The 17,357-nt window shown below is 30.7% G+C and carries 19 protein-coding genes; 5 read left to right on the forward strand and 14 right to left on the reverse strand.

The features are described from left to right. Positions 1 to 200: 200 nt before the first annotated feature. Entirely contained in the window at positions 201 to 2,336 is a 2,136-nt protein-coding gene (locus DK441_RS14615; protein WP_109851382.1) for a carboxy terminal-processing peptidase, read from the forward strand. A gap of 7 nt (positions 2,337 to 2,343) precedes the next feature. Further along, positions 2,344 to 3,456: an ABC transporter permease gene (locus DK441_RS14620; protein ID WP_109851383.1), complete on the forward strand. Its 1,113-nt coding sequence runs from the start codon at positions 2,344 to 2,346 to the stop codon at positions 3,454 to 3,456. Between the two features lie 188 nt (positions 3,457 to 3,644). On the opposite strand, the gene DK441_RS14625 is transcribed toward DK441_RS14620, so the two are convergent. Both DK441_RS14625 and DK441_RS14630 read right to left on the reverse strand, forming a co-directional pair. Continuing rightward, positions 3,645 to 4,328, reverse strand: a complete 684-nt coding sequence (locus DK441_RS14625) for a hypothetical protein (RefSeq protein ID WP_109851384.1) — start codon at positions 4,326 to 4,328, stop codon at positions 3,645 to 3,647. A 102-nt stretch (positions 4,329 to 4,430) separates the two neighbouring features. Next, entirely contained in the window at positions 4,431 to 4,802 is a 372-nt protein-coding gene (locus tag DK441_RS14630; protein WP_109851385.1) for a hypothetical protein, read from the reverse strand. Positions 4,803 to 5,221: 419 nt separating this feature from the next. Here DK441_RS14630 and DK441_RS14635 point away from each other — a divergent pair, with 419 nt between their 5' ends. Beyond that, entirely contained in the window at positions 5,222 to 6,904 is a 1,683-nt protein-coding gene (locus DK441_RS14635; RefSeq protein WP_109851386.1) for an AraC family transcriptional regulator, read from the forward strand. Between the two features lie 134 nt (positions 6,905 to 7,038). Continuing rightward, a complete protein-coding gene (locus DK441_RS26610) occupies positions 7,039 to 7,200 on the forward strand; it encodes a hypothetical protein (RefSeq protein ID WP_160112101.1) in 162 nt (53 codons plus the stop codon). A 446-nt stretch (positions 7,201 to 7,646) separates the two neighbouring features. Here DK441_RS26610 and DK441_RS26615 read toward each other — a convergent pair whose 3' ends face one another. From DK441_RS26615 to DK441_RS14655, 9 genes are all read right to left on the reverse strand, one after another. Next, a complete protein-coding gene (locus DK441_RS26615; RefSeq protein ID WP_160112102.1) occupies positions 7,647 to 7,805 on the reverse strand; it encodes a hypothetical protein in 159 nt (52 codons plus the stop codon). Positions 7,806 to 7,860: 55 nt separating this feature from the next. Then, entirely contained in the window at positions 7,861 to 8,019 is a 159-nt protein-coding gene (locus DK441_RS26620) for a hypothetical protein (RefSeq protein ID WP_160112103.1), read from the reverse strand. Between the two features lie 55 nt (positions 8,020 to 8,074). Continuing rightward, the gene (locus DK441_RS26625; RefSeq protein ID WP_160112104.1) at positions 8,075 to 8,233 is read right to left on the reverse strand and encodes a hypothetical protein; all 159 of its coding nucleotides are present in this window, start codon (positions 8,231 to 8,233) and stop codon (positions 8,075 to 8,077) included. A 55-nt stretch (positions 8,234 to 8,288) separates the two neighbouring features. After that, positions 8,289 to 8,447, reverse strand: coding sequence for a hypothetical protein (locus DK441_RS26630; protein WP_160112105.1), 159 nt, complete (start codon positions 8,445 to 8,447; stop codon positions 8,289 to 8,291). 282 nt (positions 8,448 to 8,729) lie between these two features. Beyond that, positions 8,730 to 8,900: a hypothetical protein gene (locus DK441_RS26635; protein ID WP_160112106.1), complete on the reverse strand. Its 171-nt coding sequence runs from the start codon at positions 8,898 to 8,900 to the stop codon at positions 8,730 to 8,732. Positions 8,901 to 8,930: 30 nt separating this feature from the next. Continuing rightward, entirely contained in the window at positions 8,931 to 10,517 is a 1,587-nt protein-coding gene (locus tag DK441_RS14645; RefSeq protein ID WP_109851388.1) for a vitamin K epoxide reductase family protein, read from the reverse strand. A 474-nt stretch (positions 10,518 to 10,991) separates the two neighbouring features. Next, positions 10,992 to 11,171 (reverse strand): bacteriocin-type signal sequence, encoded by a 180-nt coding sequence (locus DK441_RS14650; protein WP_109851389.1) that lies wholly within the window; start codon positions 11,169 to 11,171, stop codon positions 10,992 to 10,994. A gap of 409 nt (positions 11,172 to 11,580) precedes the next feature. Further along, a complete protein-coding gene (locus DK441_RS26640; RefSeq protein ID WP_132066207.1) occupies positions 11,581 to 11,760 on the reverse strand; it encodes a hypothetical protein in 180 nt (59 codons plus the stop codon). Between the two features lie 214 nt (positions 11,761 to 11,974). Next, on the reverse strand, positions 11,975 to 12,154 hold the full coding sequence (locus DK441_RS14655) for a hypothetical protein (RefSeq protein ID WP_109851390.1): 180 nt from the start codon (positions 12,152 to 12,154) through the stop codon (positions 11,975 to 11,977). A gap of 759 nt (positions 12,155 to 12,913) precedes the next feature. Here DK441_RS14655 and DK441_RS14660 point away from each other — a divergent pair. Continuing rightward, a complete protein-coding gene (locus DK441_RS14660) occupies positions 12,914 to 13,711 on the forward strand; it encodes a DNA/RNA non-specific endonuclease (protein ID WP_109851391.1) in 798 nt (265 codons plus the stop codon). A gap of 17 nt (positions 13,712 to 13,728) precedes the next feature. Here DK441_RS14660 and rodA read toward each other — a convergent pair whose 3' ends face one another. Genes rodA through mreD form a run of 3 tightly spaced genes read right to left on the reverse strand, consistent with a single transcriptional unit; the run spans position 13,729 to position 17,356 of the window. Continuing rightward, positions 13,729 to 14,982 (reverse strand): rod shape-determining protein RodA, encoded by a 1,254-nt coding sequence (rodA, locus tag DK441_RS14665; RefSeq protein WP_109851392.1) that lies wholly within the window; start codon positions 14,980 to 14,982, stop codon positions 13,729 to 13,731. Beyond that, a complete protein-coding gene (mrdA, locus tag DK441_RS14670) occupies positions 14,982 to 16,853 on the reverse strand; it encodes a penicillin-binding protein 2 (RefSeq protein ID WP_109851393.1) in 1,872 nt (623 codons plus the stop codon). Before mrdA ends, rodA begins: the two co-directional genes overlap by 1 nt. Next, complete coding sequence (gene mreD / locus DK441_RS14675) at positions 16,850 to 17,356, reverse strand: rod shape-determining protein MreD (protein WP_025668040.1); 507 nt, start codon at positions 17,354 to 17,356, stop codon at positions 16,850 to 16,852. Before mreD ends, mrdA begins: the two co-directional genes overlap by 4 nt. Position 17,357: the final 1 nt, after the last annotated feature.

Raw genomic sequence — 17,357 nt, forward strand, 5'->3', positions numbered from 1 at the left:
AAAAGTCAATATCTACTAAAATAGTAATGATAAATATTTCATTAAAAAACTATAAAACAAGAAATATGAACAGATGGAATTTTATGAGAATAAAGAGTAAGAAATAATATTAGCTCATTTAAGAAAAATTTAGTATTATTACGTGTTATTGGCACGATTTTTAATGTATTTTGCCTTGAATCCCTAAATTAAATGAGCGTATGAAAAAGAGTTTTTTGATTTTGATGCTTACCGTGATCGTTTCGGCAGCTTCTTGCAGTTTTACCACAAAGGTTGAAAATGATCCTGATAAAGATAAATTGCTAATTGATTTAATAAGTTATGTCTTAGGTAAAGGACATTATGATGCAAAGGATATAAATGATGATTTTTCTAAGGAAGTTTTCTCTGATTATGTTGATGCCTTAGATCCTCTGAAACGATATTTTTATAAAAGTGATATTGAAGAATTTAGGAAGTTTGAAAAACTGATTGATGATGAAATCAGAAATAAAGAAATTACGTTCTTTAATCTAACTTATGATCGTTTGCAACAGCGAATGGCAGAGGCTAGAACGTTACATAAAGAAATTTTGGAACAACCTTTTAACTTCGAGAAAGACGAAAACATCGATACAAATTATGAAAACTTACCTTATGTAGAGAGTAAAAGTCAAATGAAAGATCGTTGGAGATTGCAACTTAAATTTAATGCATTATCCAGCTATTATGATAAAGTTGAAGAGCAAATAGATTCTGTTACCAAAAACAGTAATTATAGTCGTAAAACTTCGATTGTCTTAGAAAAAGAATCTCGTGAAATCACAAAAACTTCACTAAAAGAGTATTTTGAATTTGCAGATGATTTAGAACGAAAAGATTGGTTTTCGATATATATCAATTCTATTGTAGAAGAATTTGATCCTCATACCTATTATTTTGCTCCCCAGGATAAAGATAGATTTGATATTGCAATGTCTGGAAAGTTAGAGGGAATCGGAGCCAGATTACAAAAGAAAAATGATAATGTAAAAATAATAGAGATCATTTCCGGAGGTCCTGCCTGGAGAGGTAATGAAGTTGAAGTAGGGGATCTTATTATGAAAGTAAAGCAGGAAGATGAAGAAGAGCCTGTAAGTATTGTTGGAATGCGCCTTGATGATGCTGTAAGTTTAATTAAGGGCCCAAAAGGCACAAAAGTAATGCTAACAGTAAAAAAGGTTGATGGTACTATCGAGATTATAGAGATTGTTAGGGATGTTGTAGAGCTCGAAGAGACGTATGCAAAATCATCTATTGTTAAAAAGAATGATAAAACATTTGGTGTCGTTAATTTGCCAAAGTTTTATTTTAACATGCAAGATTATAATCAACGTAATGCTGCCAAAGATGTAAAACAAGAAATTATCCGTCTTAAAGAACAAGATATGGATGGTTTGGTAATCGACTTACGAGATAATGGAGGAGGTTCTTTACAAACTGTAGTAGATATTGCAGGATTATTTATTGAAAAAGGTCCGATAGTACAAGTTAGAACAAAAGGAGAATCCCCAGAAGTTTTAAGTGATAAAGACAGAAATATACTTTGGGATGGTCCATTAGTTATTTTAGTAAATGAATTATCTGCTTCTGCTTCAGAAATTTTAGCTGCTGCTATGCAGGATTATAAAAGAGCAATCATTATAGGAAGCAAACAAACCTATGGTAAAGGAACTGTTCAAAATGTAATGGATCTTAATAGATGGATGCGTAGTAATGACTTTGGAGATCTGGGAGCTTTAAAACTAACTACTCAAAAGTTTTATAGAGTAAATGGAGGTTCGACACAATTAGAAGGTGTAAAAAGTGATGTTGTAGTTCCAGATCGTTATAGTTATATTGATATTGGCGAAAAAGACCAGGAAAATCCATTACCATGGGATAAAATAGCTGCTGCTGATTATGATCTTTGGGATGGTTATATCGATTTTGATCAAACGATCAATAACAGTAAAGAAAGAATGTCTAAAAATGATCAATTAAAATTAATTGAAGAAAATGCAAAGTGGGTTAGACAAAAAAGAGATATAAATAAATATTCTTTGCAGTTTAGTAAGTATAAGCTAAATATTGCACTTAACGAGAAACAAGCAGAGCGTTTTGATGCGATTAGTGATTATAAGACTAATTTAACTTTTCAATCTTTACCTTATGAAAAAGAATTGATGAAAAATGATTCGATTCTATCGGAAAAAAGAAAAAGATGGCATGAAAGCCTTAGTAAAGATGTGTATGTAGAAGAGGCAATTAGTGTTCTTGAAGATTTGAAGATTAATAACATTCGAAGATCTAAAAATCCACTTACGGTAAAGAATTAATATATTAATGCCCAAAGCAAAATCAAACTCTTTAAGTATACTGGCGCTCCAAAAATTCAAGAAGAATTTTTGGGGCGTCTTGAGTTTTTATTTTATTGTTCTTTGTGCAATTATAGCAGTTTTTGCTTATGTATTGGCTCCTGATGATTCTCAGAATGCAAATCAGATGCATTTATCTATTCATTCTAAACCTCCCGGGTTTGAAGTTAAAATGCTCACTATTCCTTCCCAGGACATATCCGATCAATCCTTTTTAAGTAAAATCTTTTTTGGAGAAAAAAATACAGATACAGAGATCCCTATCGATCGATATACCATACAAAATAATATAATACAAATCTCTCCTTATAGTGAAGGAGAGGTTATAGAACTGTCAAAAGAAATCAAATTTGAACGCTTCCCCAGAGGATTAACATCGCAAGAAATAACCGATACCTATATAAAAACACAAACCTTTATTCTAGGTACTGATAAATACGGAAGAGACCTGTTAAGTAGAATGCTGGTTGGTATTAGGATTTCATTTTCTATTGGTTTTGTGGCTGTACTAATTTCACTGATTCTCGGGATATCATTAGGGGCTATCGCTGGATATTATGGGGGTAAAGTAGATGCCATGATCATGTGGTTAATAAATGTTACCTGGTCAATACCTACGTTATTATTAGTTATTGCCATTACGTTGGCCTTAGGGAAAGGTTTTTGGCAAGTTTTTATTGCAGTTGGATTAACAATGTGGGTAGAAGTAGCTCGTGTGGTTAGAGGACAGGTATTAAGTGTAAAACAAATGCAATATGTGACTGCTGCAAAAGCATTGGGTTTTACTAATTTTAGAATTATTACAAAACATATACTACCCAATAGTTTAGCACCTGTAATTGTAATTTCTGCAGCAAATTTTGCAGGGGCCATTCTTATCGAAAGTGGTTTGAGTTTTCTAGGGATAGGAGCGCAACCACCAATGCCAAGTTGGGGAGCAATGATCAAAGATCATTATTCTTATATTATCTTAGGTAAAGCATACCTCGCCATTATACCTGGATTAGGTATAATGAGTCTGGTAATGGCATTTATGCTAATAGGAAATGCACTTCGAGATGCATTAGATGTGAAAGGGTAGAGAATAGATAAAAGAAAAATTCTTCAGGAATTTTATTGTTGATAGGTAATACCGTAAGTGAATAACTTCTGCAACCAAATAAAAAAACAAGCCGTCTTATAGCTTGTTTTTTTAATTCATTATATGATAACAAATAGATGTTCTATAGCTTACATGCTATACGTTAAACTTTGATAAATGAAAGAGAACTAGAAAAAAGATTCTAGCCTATTATCAAAACCAAGTACACCTAAATCTGGATTTTGGATATAGGGAGCAAATAAAAAAACTCTTTTACTTCCTCTGAAACGAGTTTTGTCGCAGAACACCAACGTTCCTCCTCCAATTGCGGAAAATGAACTAGCCTTATTTCTCCAGCTTTTCCGAAGTTTGAATACGATGCTAGGAAAAGCCTCTGATCTTCCTTGTAAATTAATATCTTCAAAAAGCTTTACAAAACCTACTGCTTTACTTTCATTGTTTTTTACCTTTTTAAGGTCTTCGAGTAAAGAAGTTATTTTATTAGACAATTCATCATTTTTTTCAATATCATTTTTTTCTGCTAACATTGCAATTTTGGAAGCTATTTGATTAGCTTTAATCATTTTTATAAAACTTTGTTTTTGTTCATTTCCTTCTGGAAAAGTATTAGATAATTTTAATAAGTGTTCCTCATATTTTTGATTGCTATCAAAAACGTAAACTACATTTGACTTAGAATGAAGATAAATCAAATCTTGAGATTTATCTATTTCATCAATTGAGATTGATCTACCGTTTAAAAAATATTCTATAGAGTTTCTTTGTACCGATTCCTCTATGTGATCATTGGTACAGGAAAACAATAATAATGTTGTACTACAGATCAAGTAAATTTTTGTTAATGTTTTCATTAGTATGAATTGAATTTATGCCTACTCTATTTTATTGGTTTTCGACTTCCCCAATTTTGTGTTGTATAATGCATTTAATTAATTCTTTATGATGTTTTGGAGTTAATATACTACATCAAAACAAGTACCTCCTCCTTCGCCATTTACAGGCTTCGAACAACATCGTTCATGAGTTATAAAATCCCCGTCATCTGTAACCTCAATTTGTGTTTTTTCACAATCCAAAAATTCACCTGATCCTTTTGATATTTGTTGATTTTTTTGTTTAATTAGATTCAAATGCTGTGTATACTCTTTTGAATCTAGAAAAATTAATAAGTCACTATAGTGTGTAAAACTCATAGTTTTACTTCCCTCTTCTGTTAAGATTTTCATTGTTAGATCTAAATTCTTAGTATTGATAGCTTCTGATTTTTCACAAGAAATTAATAATGTAATACTACAGATCAAGTAAATTTTTGTTAATGTTTTCATTTGTATGAATTAAGTTTATGCCTACTCTGCTTATTGGTTTTCGACTTCCCCAATTTTGTATTGTATTATGCATTTAATCAACTCAAATATAGAATGTAGAGGATGGATAAAACAAGGAAAGTAAATCAGGATTCAGGAAAACGTACTTTAGATTCAGGGAATTCGTAGTTTAAAATTTAAGATATAATATGTTGATTTTATGACTATTATGTTAGGTTTTCTAAAACCGGAGTGTAACAGTTTTTTATATGCTGCGTCATATAGTTTAAAATTAATCTACGAATGAAAAATGGTATCTTTATAAATTGGGGTGTTGATAGGTATATCATATATACTGTTAGTTTCTTTAGAATATCTCTAAGATATAAGATATAGATTGGTTTAGTTTTTGTTGTATTACTTTATAATGTAACTGGCTTATGAAATCAAATAGTACTATTTTATTCATAATTTTATTTATTGGATATAGTTGTCATTCTCAAAAATATAATGATCTAGATTCGTTGAATTCCTTAACGTTTGATGAGCTTCAGAAGAGACTAATTAAAAATTTTAAAGACCCTACTAAGTCTACTTTTTATGCCAAAATAATTCTGGAAAAAGCAAAAAAGCAAAAAGATACTGCTCAGATTTTAAATGGGTATTCATATTTGTCGATTATTCATAAAGAAGATAGTATTGTGCTTTCTTATGCCGATAGTATCATTAAGATATCTAAAGAGATAGATAATATCCGATTTTTAGGAATAGGGTTTTTAAATAAGGGAGGGTATTATTTTAAAAAAAGAAGATTTAATAAATCGTTAGATAATTTTTTACTTGCCAAGCCATACGCCGATAGTTTTCCCAGACTTAATTATATTGTAGATCACAGTATGGGTATATTAAAAAACCGACTAGGAGAAGATCAGGAAGCTCTTGATATATACAAAAAAAGCTGGGCATATGTCAAAAAAAGAAATTTTAAGAAAACAGATAATAATAACTACTTAATTACTATACATTCTTTGGCAAACAGTTATAACAAAGTTGGTAAATATGATTCAGCTACATTTTATAACAAACTAGGTATTAAAGAGGCATTACGATCAAAGAATGAGCTTAAATATTATCATTTTTTATTAAGTGAAGGGATTAATAATTTTTCTCTTAAAAACTATAATGCTGCATATGATAGTATAACAAAAGTAGTGACAAATTTCAGTCATAAAATGGATACACCGAATCTAATTGTGACTTATTACTATTATGGAAAAATACTATTAAAGAAAGAAAAAATAGATAGCGCCCTAATAAGCTTTAAGAAAGTAGATTCTTTATTTAGTAGTACTGGAGATATTTTTCCGGAAGCTAGAGAATCCTACGAATTTTTAATTGATCATTACAAAGCAAAAAAGGACCATAAAAATCAATTAAAATATATTGAACGACTTTTAAAAGTTGATAGCGTATTAAACACAAACTATAAGTACTTAAGTAGAAAGATAATTCGAGAATATGACACCCCTAAACTAATACAAGAAAAAGAGAGTGCCATATTTGAGCTAGAGGATAAGAATATAATTATAAAAAATAGATTACTAATAGTTTCTATACTTTTAGGGCTAAGCATTTTTGTGTTAACCTATTATTACAGAAAGCAAAAAACACTAAAAAAACGATTTAGTGAACTCATAAATACACTACCCAAAAAAAGTATTAACAGGGAAATAAATAATACTGAATCTATAGGAATATCTAAAGATATTGTAGACTACATTTTGAATAGGTTAGAGGAATTTGAAAATAATGCTGAGTTTTTATGTTCAGGTATTACTATACATGAATTATCAAAGCAATTTAAAACTAACTCAAAATATTTGTCTAAAATTATAAACATCTATAAAAGCAAAAATTTTAGCCTATATATAAATGATTTGAGAATTAGTCATAGTGTTGAAAGACTCAAATCTGATAAAAAATTTAGAAAATATACAATAGAAGCTACCGCTGCCGAAGTTGGGTTTAATACCACACAGGCTTTTTCTAAAGCATTCTATAAAAAAACAGGAATTTATCCATCCTATTTTATTAAAAATTTAGAGAAAACGTATTGTGATTAAAAATAGAAAAGTGTGGTTGTCTTTTTATTTTTTGAGTACGAATTCCCGAAAACGTACCAAGACTTATAATTTTATTGCTTGTTTTTTTAATAGTTATGTAATTTTAATCAGTAATAATTTTAAGGTAAATCAAAATGAAAAAACCAAAATTGAGTATTGAGAAATTTAGAGTAGCAAAATTAAATGACTTATTTTTAATTAGGGGAGGAGATGATGGAACAGTAGGAACAGAAGATATGACTCCAGAATCTTCTATTTTATGTGTTATTGGTATAACGGACCAACCATATGATTAAAGGTTTTAATAAAAATATGGGTACCCAAGTAAAGAAAGTAATGGCATTTATGCTAATAGGAAGTGCACTTCGAGATGCATTAGATGTGAAAGGGTAGAGTATAAAGACCGTGTTGAGCATATAACGCTCAACACGATTTACTATTTTTAATTTTGATTCCCGTTTCTTATAGGGGTACTGCCATCTGGGCATAAACTATTGCATGGAGAAGGAATCATTACTAGCATTCCTCTATAATCTCTGTAAACGCATCTGCAATCATAATTTAGATTACCGCCATTAATTGCTCCCTGTTTACTTTTGTCTAGTTGTTTAACGTTGTTTAATTTTAGAATTTTTTTTATCATAATTCGTTGATTTTAAATGTGAATATATTTCGGATTATTAGTTAATTTAGAATTTAACAACTAATGTATAATCAATTTTATATAAAAAGAGAATATAATTTATATCTGCCCAGAAATAAGAGTTTCCTGTGATATGTCTAAGTCGATCACAGACTGATTTGTAAGCGGATCTATTTGATCCTTTTTCCCTCCAACAACTATTTTTTGTTGGGTTTTGGTAAGTATGATTTTGTTAGAATTTGAAATTTTATTTAGCATTGTTTAACGTTTTAAAATTAGAATAATTTCTCCTATGAATAGATAAAGAACTCTCTTATACGTGCCCAGAAATAAGAGCCTCTTGGGATATGTCTAAGTCAATTACAGGTTCATTTGTAAGCGGATCTATCTGTTTCCTTTTTCCTCCAATAACTGTTTTTTGTTGGGTTTTGGTAAGTATGATTTTGTTAGAATTTGAAATTTTGTTTAGCATTGTTTAACGTTTTAAAATTAAAATGATTTCTCCTATGAATAGATAAAGAACTCTCTTATACGTGCCCAGAAATAAGAGCCTCTTGGGATATGTCTAAGTCAATTACAGGTTCATTTGTAAGCGGATCTACTTTATGCTTTTTTCCTCCTATAACTATTTTTTGTTGGGTCTTGGTAAGTACGATTTTGTTAGAATTTGAAATTTTGTTTAGCATTGTTTAACGTTTTAAAATTAGAATAATTTCTTCTGTGAATAGATAAAGAACTCTCTTATACGTGTCCAGAAATAAGAGCTTCTTGGGATATGTCTAAGTCGATCACAGGCTGATTTGTAAGTGGATCTATTTTTTCCTTTCCTCCTCCAATAACTATTTTTTGTTGGGTTCTTGTAAGTACAAGGCTGTTAGAATTTGAAATTTTGTTTAGCATCGTTTAAAGTTTTAAATTAAAATACTTTCTCTGCAGTTTATAGACATCTGAGTGTTGGTCTGAGCATTCTTTACTTGATAATTTTATTAACTATAAAGTGAGCTCAGTTTCAAAAGTAATGACGAACCCTACAATTAAACACCCTGAAAACAGGGTTTTGGAAATTGACTGGTGATAAAAAAGTGGTAGTAGTATGTTTTATACCAGATTCATTTAAAACTGTATAAAAATAAAGAGACCTCTTTGGGAGATCTCTTTATTTTAAAATTTGAATATAATTTTTTAGAAACAAGGTGGTCCTTGCACCCATGTAGTCCCATTATGATAACAGCAACTTAAAGCAGGGTTACAACCTCTTCTCTTAAAAATAAGGGGAGGTATTCCTCCTACGATGTCTTTTTGTTGTTCTTTAGAAAGACGTTTGGCATGTTTCAATTTTGTGATCTGATTCATATCAATAGGTTTTAAGGTTAAAACTTTTTATTAAGTTTCAAGAGGTTCCCGAACTTCAGAAGCGGTATCTTGATTTTCTGTCATCATACTCATAAAGTAGAAAAACTCACTGTAATTATATTTTTTAGGATATAACGTATTATTAATAAGTGATGCAGGAGTATAGTAGAGGTCATTTTTTTGAGCCCATTCAGATTGTTTTTTCAAAACTTCAAGATGATTTTGGACGTCTTGAGGGATGCCATATTCTTTTATCCATTTACTATGAGTTCTGTCTGCAAACCACTTGTTATACGCAACAATAAACTCATCTGGCCCTTTACTATAATATATTTCTAAAAGGATAAGAGCTATTTGTGTAGCTTTATCATCGGCATCTTCTGTTTTAACATTTAAACGAATACTAATTTGAAGTTTATCTCCCATAGCTTTTAATACACGTGTGTACGCCTCAAAAGCATCTTTACAATATCCGCACATAGGATTGGTAAGACTAATAATTTTAAAGCTAGCATTAGGATTACCTAAAATAATTTCATTTGGGATTGTCGCATTATCTTCGATTTTTTCTGAAATGCTAAGCAAGTGGTTATAAATTTGCCCATCTCTTTTGAAATGATTTAGCTTAAAGTTATCGGCTTTAAATTTTTTATTTTCTTTTACTTTTTCTTTGGTATACAAATAGGCTAAAGCAAATAAGGATGATAACATTATAAAACTAACTACAGCCGAAATATCAATATTAAACGGAATATTAAGAACGGCTATGATAGCTAATCCAAGAGATATAGAACCCATTGCCAAACATACGGCACACCATTTTTTTACAATTAATGCTTGAGAATAAATAGAATATAAAATAAATGGAATTCCTATTAACGATGGGATAAGTAAAATACTATTGAAACCATAAAATAATTGATATAGTGACATAGAACCAAAGAAAACAATTCCTGCATCAGCTAAAGAAAAATTCTTAAAAAGTTTACCACTATTGTTATTTATAACCTCTCCACAGTTTGTATTTCCGACCGATGTACAAAATTGATGCATAGCCTGTGACTGTATTCCTAAACTTTCTCGTACAGCAAAAAAACTGAAAACAACTCCTGTAAATGATAATAGTAAAAAGAGAACTTGATTCATATCCCAGGGCCTTCCGTAAAAAGCAAAAATTAAACTAGCTACTAGTCCGACAAGTAATACGTTTTGAATAAGAGATTGATTAGAAATAAGTTTTTGCTTGGCATTATACTCAACAGCAATTACCTTGGGAATCCAAATTTCTTTAAACTCATTAAAAGTAAATTTCTTTTTTTTAAGGCTGGAGTGTTTAAGTTCTATACTATCACTTTTTTTGATTATCGTAACGATTTCCTCTGCATTTTCTACCGTAATTAATGAAATAAAACTTTTGGGCAGTTGATCCAAAGCATCCATAGGAATCTCTACAGCGATATTGTCAATATCAAAATAATCTAAAGTATCTGTAATGGATTGAAAACTTGGGTAACTGGGGTGTATTTGTAATTGTAGTTCCAGATCCTTTTTGGTATAATTTCCAATTCTGTTTTGGACCAAAACACTTTCTACAATTTTTTCAATAGTATTATTCATGTATATCTTGCTTAGGATTATTAGTATGATATTTTCATTCTTAACGAGAGAAATACCATAAATCGTTTAATTTTTAGAATAAAATTTTCTCTAAAGTAAAGATTTTATTAAGTAAAAAGAGATGTTATAGGCTCAAAAAATATATGGTTAAACCATATTTATGCTGGTTTTGTTTATGATTTATAAAGTTTAAAATACTAATAATCAGTATTTTGTGTTTTATTTTGAATTAACTAAATATGATGGTGTAAATAGTGTTAATCTTTTATAAAGTTTTAAAAAATAGCTTTCTTAATAGCTATAATAGCGTATTAGAATAGTATAAATCCATAATTAGGGAATAGAACTTTTAAAAGAAAATATTAAGTTTATATAAATAATTGATGTGGTATAAGAGGATGAATTTCTATAAATTCACCCTCTTTTTTCTAACTAAAAAAATGGCAACTTTTATATATAGTCTACATTGTTTTTTTAGACAGGGTAGCCACATACATTGTTAATACATCTAGCACCTGCACAACAAGATACGCCATTTTTCCCCTTACTGCATGGAGCACCGCTACATCCACGTTTTCTTCCTCCGTTAATAGATTGTTGTTCCTTTTTGTTTAATGTTTTACCATTGGTAAGATTTAGAATATTTGATAACATAATTAAAATTTAATAAATTAATGTATTCCCCCGAACTTTTATAGACACTCAGGTTATATGTCTCTATGTTTTCACTTATTTGTTTTAAAGTGATATGAGTCTTGTTTAGAGTAATGTAACTACGATAAAGGCCTATTGTCGTGTTGGTGAAATTAGAATGTTATAAACATTATATTGTCCCGATTCTTTGAATAGTCAAGAAATCAGGACAATCTTATATTTTTTTTTGGTGTACTATTTAAATTCATATGAAAGGATTTTTTGATCTTGTTATATATGTTGTTGGATCACAGATATTAATGAGAATCTTAACAAGACACCGATGTGTTGATATAGAGAATAGTAAAAGAGGGTGAATTAAGAATCCATCCTCTTTTTATAAACCAAAAACTAGAGGTTTATGACTCTCTTAGGCCCAATAACCACATAAGTTATTTTGACAAGTAGTACCTCCACAACAAGGTACATTATTTTTACCACTGCTACATGGATTGCCATTACAGTTATTGGCTCTTCCTCCATTAATAGATTGTTGTTCTTTTTTGTTCAATGTCTTGCCATTAGTAAGGTTTAAAATGTTTGATAACATAATTAAAGTTTAATAAATTATTATAGTATTCCCCGAACTTTTATAGACACTCAGGTATATGTCTCTAAAGTTTCACTATTTGTTTTAAAGTAGCAGAATAGATTTTGAGTTATTTTTATCTGATAAAAAATTACCTTTTGTAACGAATCATAAATAAATAGGGGTTTATTAGTATTTTTACAAAAGAGACCTCCTTGCTAGAGGTTTATAATTCTTAATTCCAATAACCACATACATTATTACGACAGGTAGCACCTCCACAGCAATAGGGATCACCATTTCCATTGATTCTACATGCTCTTCCAGCACAGTTAAAGTGCCCTCCGTTAATAGATTGTTGTTCATTTTTGTTCAATGTTTTACCATTGGTGAGATTTAAAATGTTTGATAACATGATTAAATTTTAGAATTAAAATTCCCTGAACTTTTATAGACACTCAGGTATATGTCTCTAAGATTTTACTATTTGTTTTAAGTAACATATAGCTTTCTAATAGTTTTGTAAAACTAGTATGTTATAATTTTTTATGTTTTTTTGGTGTACTATTTAAATTTATATAAAAGGATTTTTTAACCTTAGTATATCTCTTGTTGGATCACAAATATTAACAAGGCACAGATGTGTTGATATAGGGAATAATGAAAGAGAGTGAATTTATAAAAAATCACTCTCTCCTAAATTTCCTCTAACAAGGAAAACTTCATATATAGAGTTGACATATGTTTAGTTTGCACTTAAAAAGTCTACTACAACAAGCACCGTGGCCGTCTACCATGCATGGATCACCTTGGCAATTGACGTTTATTCTTCCTCCATTAATAGATTGTTGTTCATTTTTGTTCAATGTTTTACCATTGGTGAGGTTTAAAATGTTTGCTAACATAAATTAAAGTTTTAAGATTTAATTCCCCGAACTTTTATAGACACTCAGGTATATGTCTCTAAGATTTCACTATTTGTTTTAAAGTAACATATAGCTTTCTAGTATTTTTGTAAAACTAGGATGTTATGGATGTGTGTTATCCCGATTCTTTGAATAGTCAAGAAATCAGGACAATCTTATGAAGTTTTGTAGGATGTTAATTAGATGCTCTACTATTAAAATTCAATAGTATTGTTTTGTTATTTTTGCTTTTTCAAAATGATATGAGAATGAATAGAAAATATCTGTATCCAATGTTGATTATTATAGTCACTATTGGGTTTTATTACTTTGAAGGGTATATTGAAAATAATGATTTTACAGAGAAGAAAACTAAAAACACGACTGATTTAGGCTTTTATTACCTTCCGACATCTACTACAGGAGCTATAATAGTTCATGATTTTTATTCATTATCATATTCTGAAAAACATGAACAGGCAGAATGGGTAGCTTATGAATTAAAAAAAGAACATTTATCTGCAAATGAATTTAAGCGACCTTTTTTTGAAGAAGATAGAAAAGTAAAATCGTCTTCTGCAGATTGGCGCAATTATAAAAAATCTGGATATGATAGAGGGCATTTATGTCCGGCTGGCGATAGGAGATTTACATATCAGGCCTTTGAAGAGACATTTCTTACTTCGAACATTACACCTCAAAATCATGAGTTTAATAGCGGTATCTGGAATTATTTAGAACAAAAAATAAGATATTGGGCCAAAGCGTATGATGGAGTATATATAATAACAGGTGGTATATTATCAGAAGATCTTCCTACAATTGGGTATGAACATATCTCTGTACCTAAACAATTTTATAAAATTGTATTTAATAATTCTTCCACTAATCCAAAAATGATTGCTTTTTTGATACCACATAAAGATACTAAAACACCTTTAAAAAACTTTGTTGTGCCTGTAGACGAAATCGAAAAATTAACAGGGATCGATTTTTTTACATCATTAGAGGATAAAGTAGAGAACCAATTAGAAGCTTCTTCTGCTACCCAAGGATGGAAGTTTTAATATTGATGTTTTTAGTGTTACCACTCATTCACTCGATTAGCGTCTAGTTTAATAAAAATAAAGAGTAAAATTGTAAACCCCCATAAGCTAGACCCTCCATAACTAAAAAAAGGTAAAGGAATACCAATAGTTGGCATTAATCCTGTTACCATGCCTATATTGATAGTAAAATGAATAAATAAGATACCCACTACACTGTAGCCGTATACACGACTAAATTGAGATTTTTGTCTTTCGGCCAGATGGATAAGCCGGATTAATAATAAAACAAAGAGAATTATAATCATAGTTGCACCCAGAAAACCCCATTCTTCACCAACAGTACTAAATATGTAATCGGTACGTTGTTCTGGGACAAAGCCTCCTTTGGTTTGTGTTCCTTCTCTAAATCCTTTACCAATCCAACCACCACTACCAATAGCAATCTGACTTTGATTGGTATTATAACCAATACCTTTTGAGTCAACTTCTTTACCTAAAACAATATTAAATCTATCCCTATGCCTTTGTTCGAATACATGATTAAAGATATAGTTAACCGAAAAACAGAATCCGGCTACTACAATAATAGTAAGAAGATATCTTGAGTATTTCGGTTTTCGTTTTCTATTTCTAATAAGTATAAAAAGCATAACGGCTGCAACCACCAGAACTACCCATATCGGATTAAAAAGCAAGGTAAGAATAAATAATCCTGCGGCAGATGCTCCAACAATTAAATATATAGTGGCTAAACCTTCTCTGTATAATGGAAAGAAAAAAGCAGCATAGACCAATGCACTTCCTGGGTCTGGTTGGGGTATAATAAATATGGCCGGAATTGCAATAATTAAAAAAGCTCTAACCTGATAACCAAGAACTTTTATGTTGGTTTGCATATCACTTAAGAACTTAGCCAGGGCTAATGCCGTACATGCTTTGGCGAACTCCGAAGGTTGTAACCCAGCAGGCCCAATTTGATACCAGGATGTCGCACCATTTATATTTTTTCCAAATACAAAAAGACCTAATAATGATAATAATGATAGTACATAAATCAACCCTGCAAAGCGTTCATAAAATTTTGCTTCTATAGCTTGAGTAATAATAATCAATACTATGCTGAATAAAATCCAATAGGCTTGTCTAACATATGCATGTGAAAAATCAGCTAATGAGAAGGCTTCATTCTCAGAAGAAGCAGAGTAGATGTTTACCCACCCAAAACCAACAAGTAATAAAAATAATAAGACTGTTACCCAATCTATTGCAGCTACACTGGATCTTGCCATTATTGATTAATTTTAAATGGTTCGCCACTGTAGGGTTTGGCATATTCTTCTTCGAGACTGTGTGTGAGAATCCAATCTTCTAAATCAGTTCTAGAGATGACCCCGTTTGTATGTTGTTCTATCATTAGTGAAGCAATTTTTCCCGCATAACGAGCACCCCAATATCCGTTTTCGACAAATACAGCTATTGCTATTTTGGGATTATCTTTTGGAGCAAATGCTACAAAAACAGAATGATCGGTAAGTTGGGTTTTTTTACCATCAATTTTGGTAAAGTTTTCTGCTGTTCCTGTTTTCCCACATATCTCAATACCTTCGACTTGTAAGGATCGTGCAGTACCTTGGGTATATACTTGATACATTCCTTCTACCACAGGTTCAAAATGCTCTTTGTTAATTGTTGTAACCTTAGGAATAGTATAATTTTCGTTTTCTATGGGCTTGCCATCTACTGCTTTTATAATATGCGGAGTAAAATAATGTCCCCTGTTTGCAATCGCAGCAGTCATATTTGCTAACTGTATAGGAGTAGAAAGTACTTCTCCTTGTCCTATAGCATTAGACAATGTAGCAGATGCATACCATTTATAAGTTGGATATTGATAAATCTTATTGTAATATTTTGCGGTTGGCACTTTTCCTCTTTTTCCTGTTGGTAAATCATAACCCAAATAATTCCCTAAGCCAAAACTTTCAACATGTTTTCTCCAGGTTTCCATTCCTTCTTGCGGAGTGTCATACTTTTCAATAATTCTTCTGTATACTGTTGCAAAATATGCATTACAAGAGTTTGCTATGCCTGGAATCATGTTTAGTGGGCTTCTGTGGGAATGACAACCAAGTTTTCTTCCATTTTTTCCATAATAATACCCCATTCTACAAGAAATACTTTCCTGAGTATCAATTACCCCTTCCTGTAATGCTATTAATGCATTAACTGTTTTAAATGGTGACCCCGGAGGGTATTCGGCTTTTAGACCTCTATCAAAAAGTGGTATGGCAATAGTGTCATAAACTAATTTGGTGAAATTCGGAGACCGTTTTCTTCCTACTAATAATTCTGGTTTGTATGTTGGAGCTGTTACCAAAGCCAATATTTCTCCTGTAGAAGGTTCTAGAGCTACAATACCTCCTCGTTTGTTTTGCATAAGCTTTTGTCCATATGCCTGTAGTTTTGAATCCAAAGTTAAGGTAAGATCTTTTCCATTTACAGGAAGAGTATCAAATTTTCCATTTTTATATGGCCCTATATCTCTATTAAACCGATCTTTTTGAATTCGTTTTACTCCTTTGATACCCCTAAGCTCATTCTCATATTGTTTTTCTACACCATCAATACCAATAAGATCTCCAGAGAGGTAATAAGGATCTTCTTTTATTAACCTTTCGTTTACTTCACCAATATACCCTAATACGTTTGCAGCATTAACAGTTTGATAATCCCTTAATGAACGTTTTTGAATATAAAAACCTTCAAATTTCCTCATTTTTTCCTGAAGATAGGCATACTCATCTTTGGTCAATTGTGGTATAACTATAGAAGGTACTCTTGGAGAATAGACTCTAGCTTTTTTAAGCCTTTTTATAAGTTTATCTTTACCGATATTAAGAATAGAACAAAACTCTAAAGTATCAAAAGGTTTTAATTCTCTGGGAATAACCATAACATCGTATGAAGGTTGGTTGGTGACTAGTAACCTTCCATTTCGATCATAAATAGCTCCTCTTTGAGGGTAATCATAAATTACTTTGATCGCATTATCTTCTGATAACGAGGCAAAAGAAGTATTGTATATCTGCAAATAAAACAACCTTGCAACAAAGACAACACCAGTAGTAATAATTATTAGGTAGAGTAGTAATTTTCTCATGAATCATTTCTTCTAAACAATACCAAAACCAGCATGGTAATCACTATTGTAAATAAACTAGAAAATAACGTTTTTTTAATGATTAATAGTATGTGAGAGAAGTTAAAAATTTCTAACGAGAAAAGTACAATATGATGTGTTAAAACCATTAAGATTACATAAGCAAAACGCTCACCAAATCCAACATTGCTTAGTTTTACGGTTTGAAACTCATAACTAAGCCCAAATACCGATCGCAATGCTACTGGACGAAAAAATGCAATAACTGTACATGCGGCGGCATGTACGCCTCCAGAATCACCAAACATATCTATGATCAACCCTAACATAAAACTTACTACAAGAAAAAGCCCTTTATTAATATTAATAGGGGCCATAAGAATAAAAATGATATAGATATAAGGGTTTAGGTATCCTAAAAAATTAATATGGTTTAAGATAAATACCTGAATTAAAACCAAAACAATGAATCTAATGATATGTAGTAAAGTATCCCTGTTCATG

The sequence above is a fragment of the Aquimarina sp. AU58 genome, from assembly GCF_900312745.1.
GTDB lineage: Bacteria > Bacteroidota > Bacteroidia > Flavobacteriales > Flavobacteriaceae > Aquimarina > Aquimarina spinulae.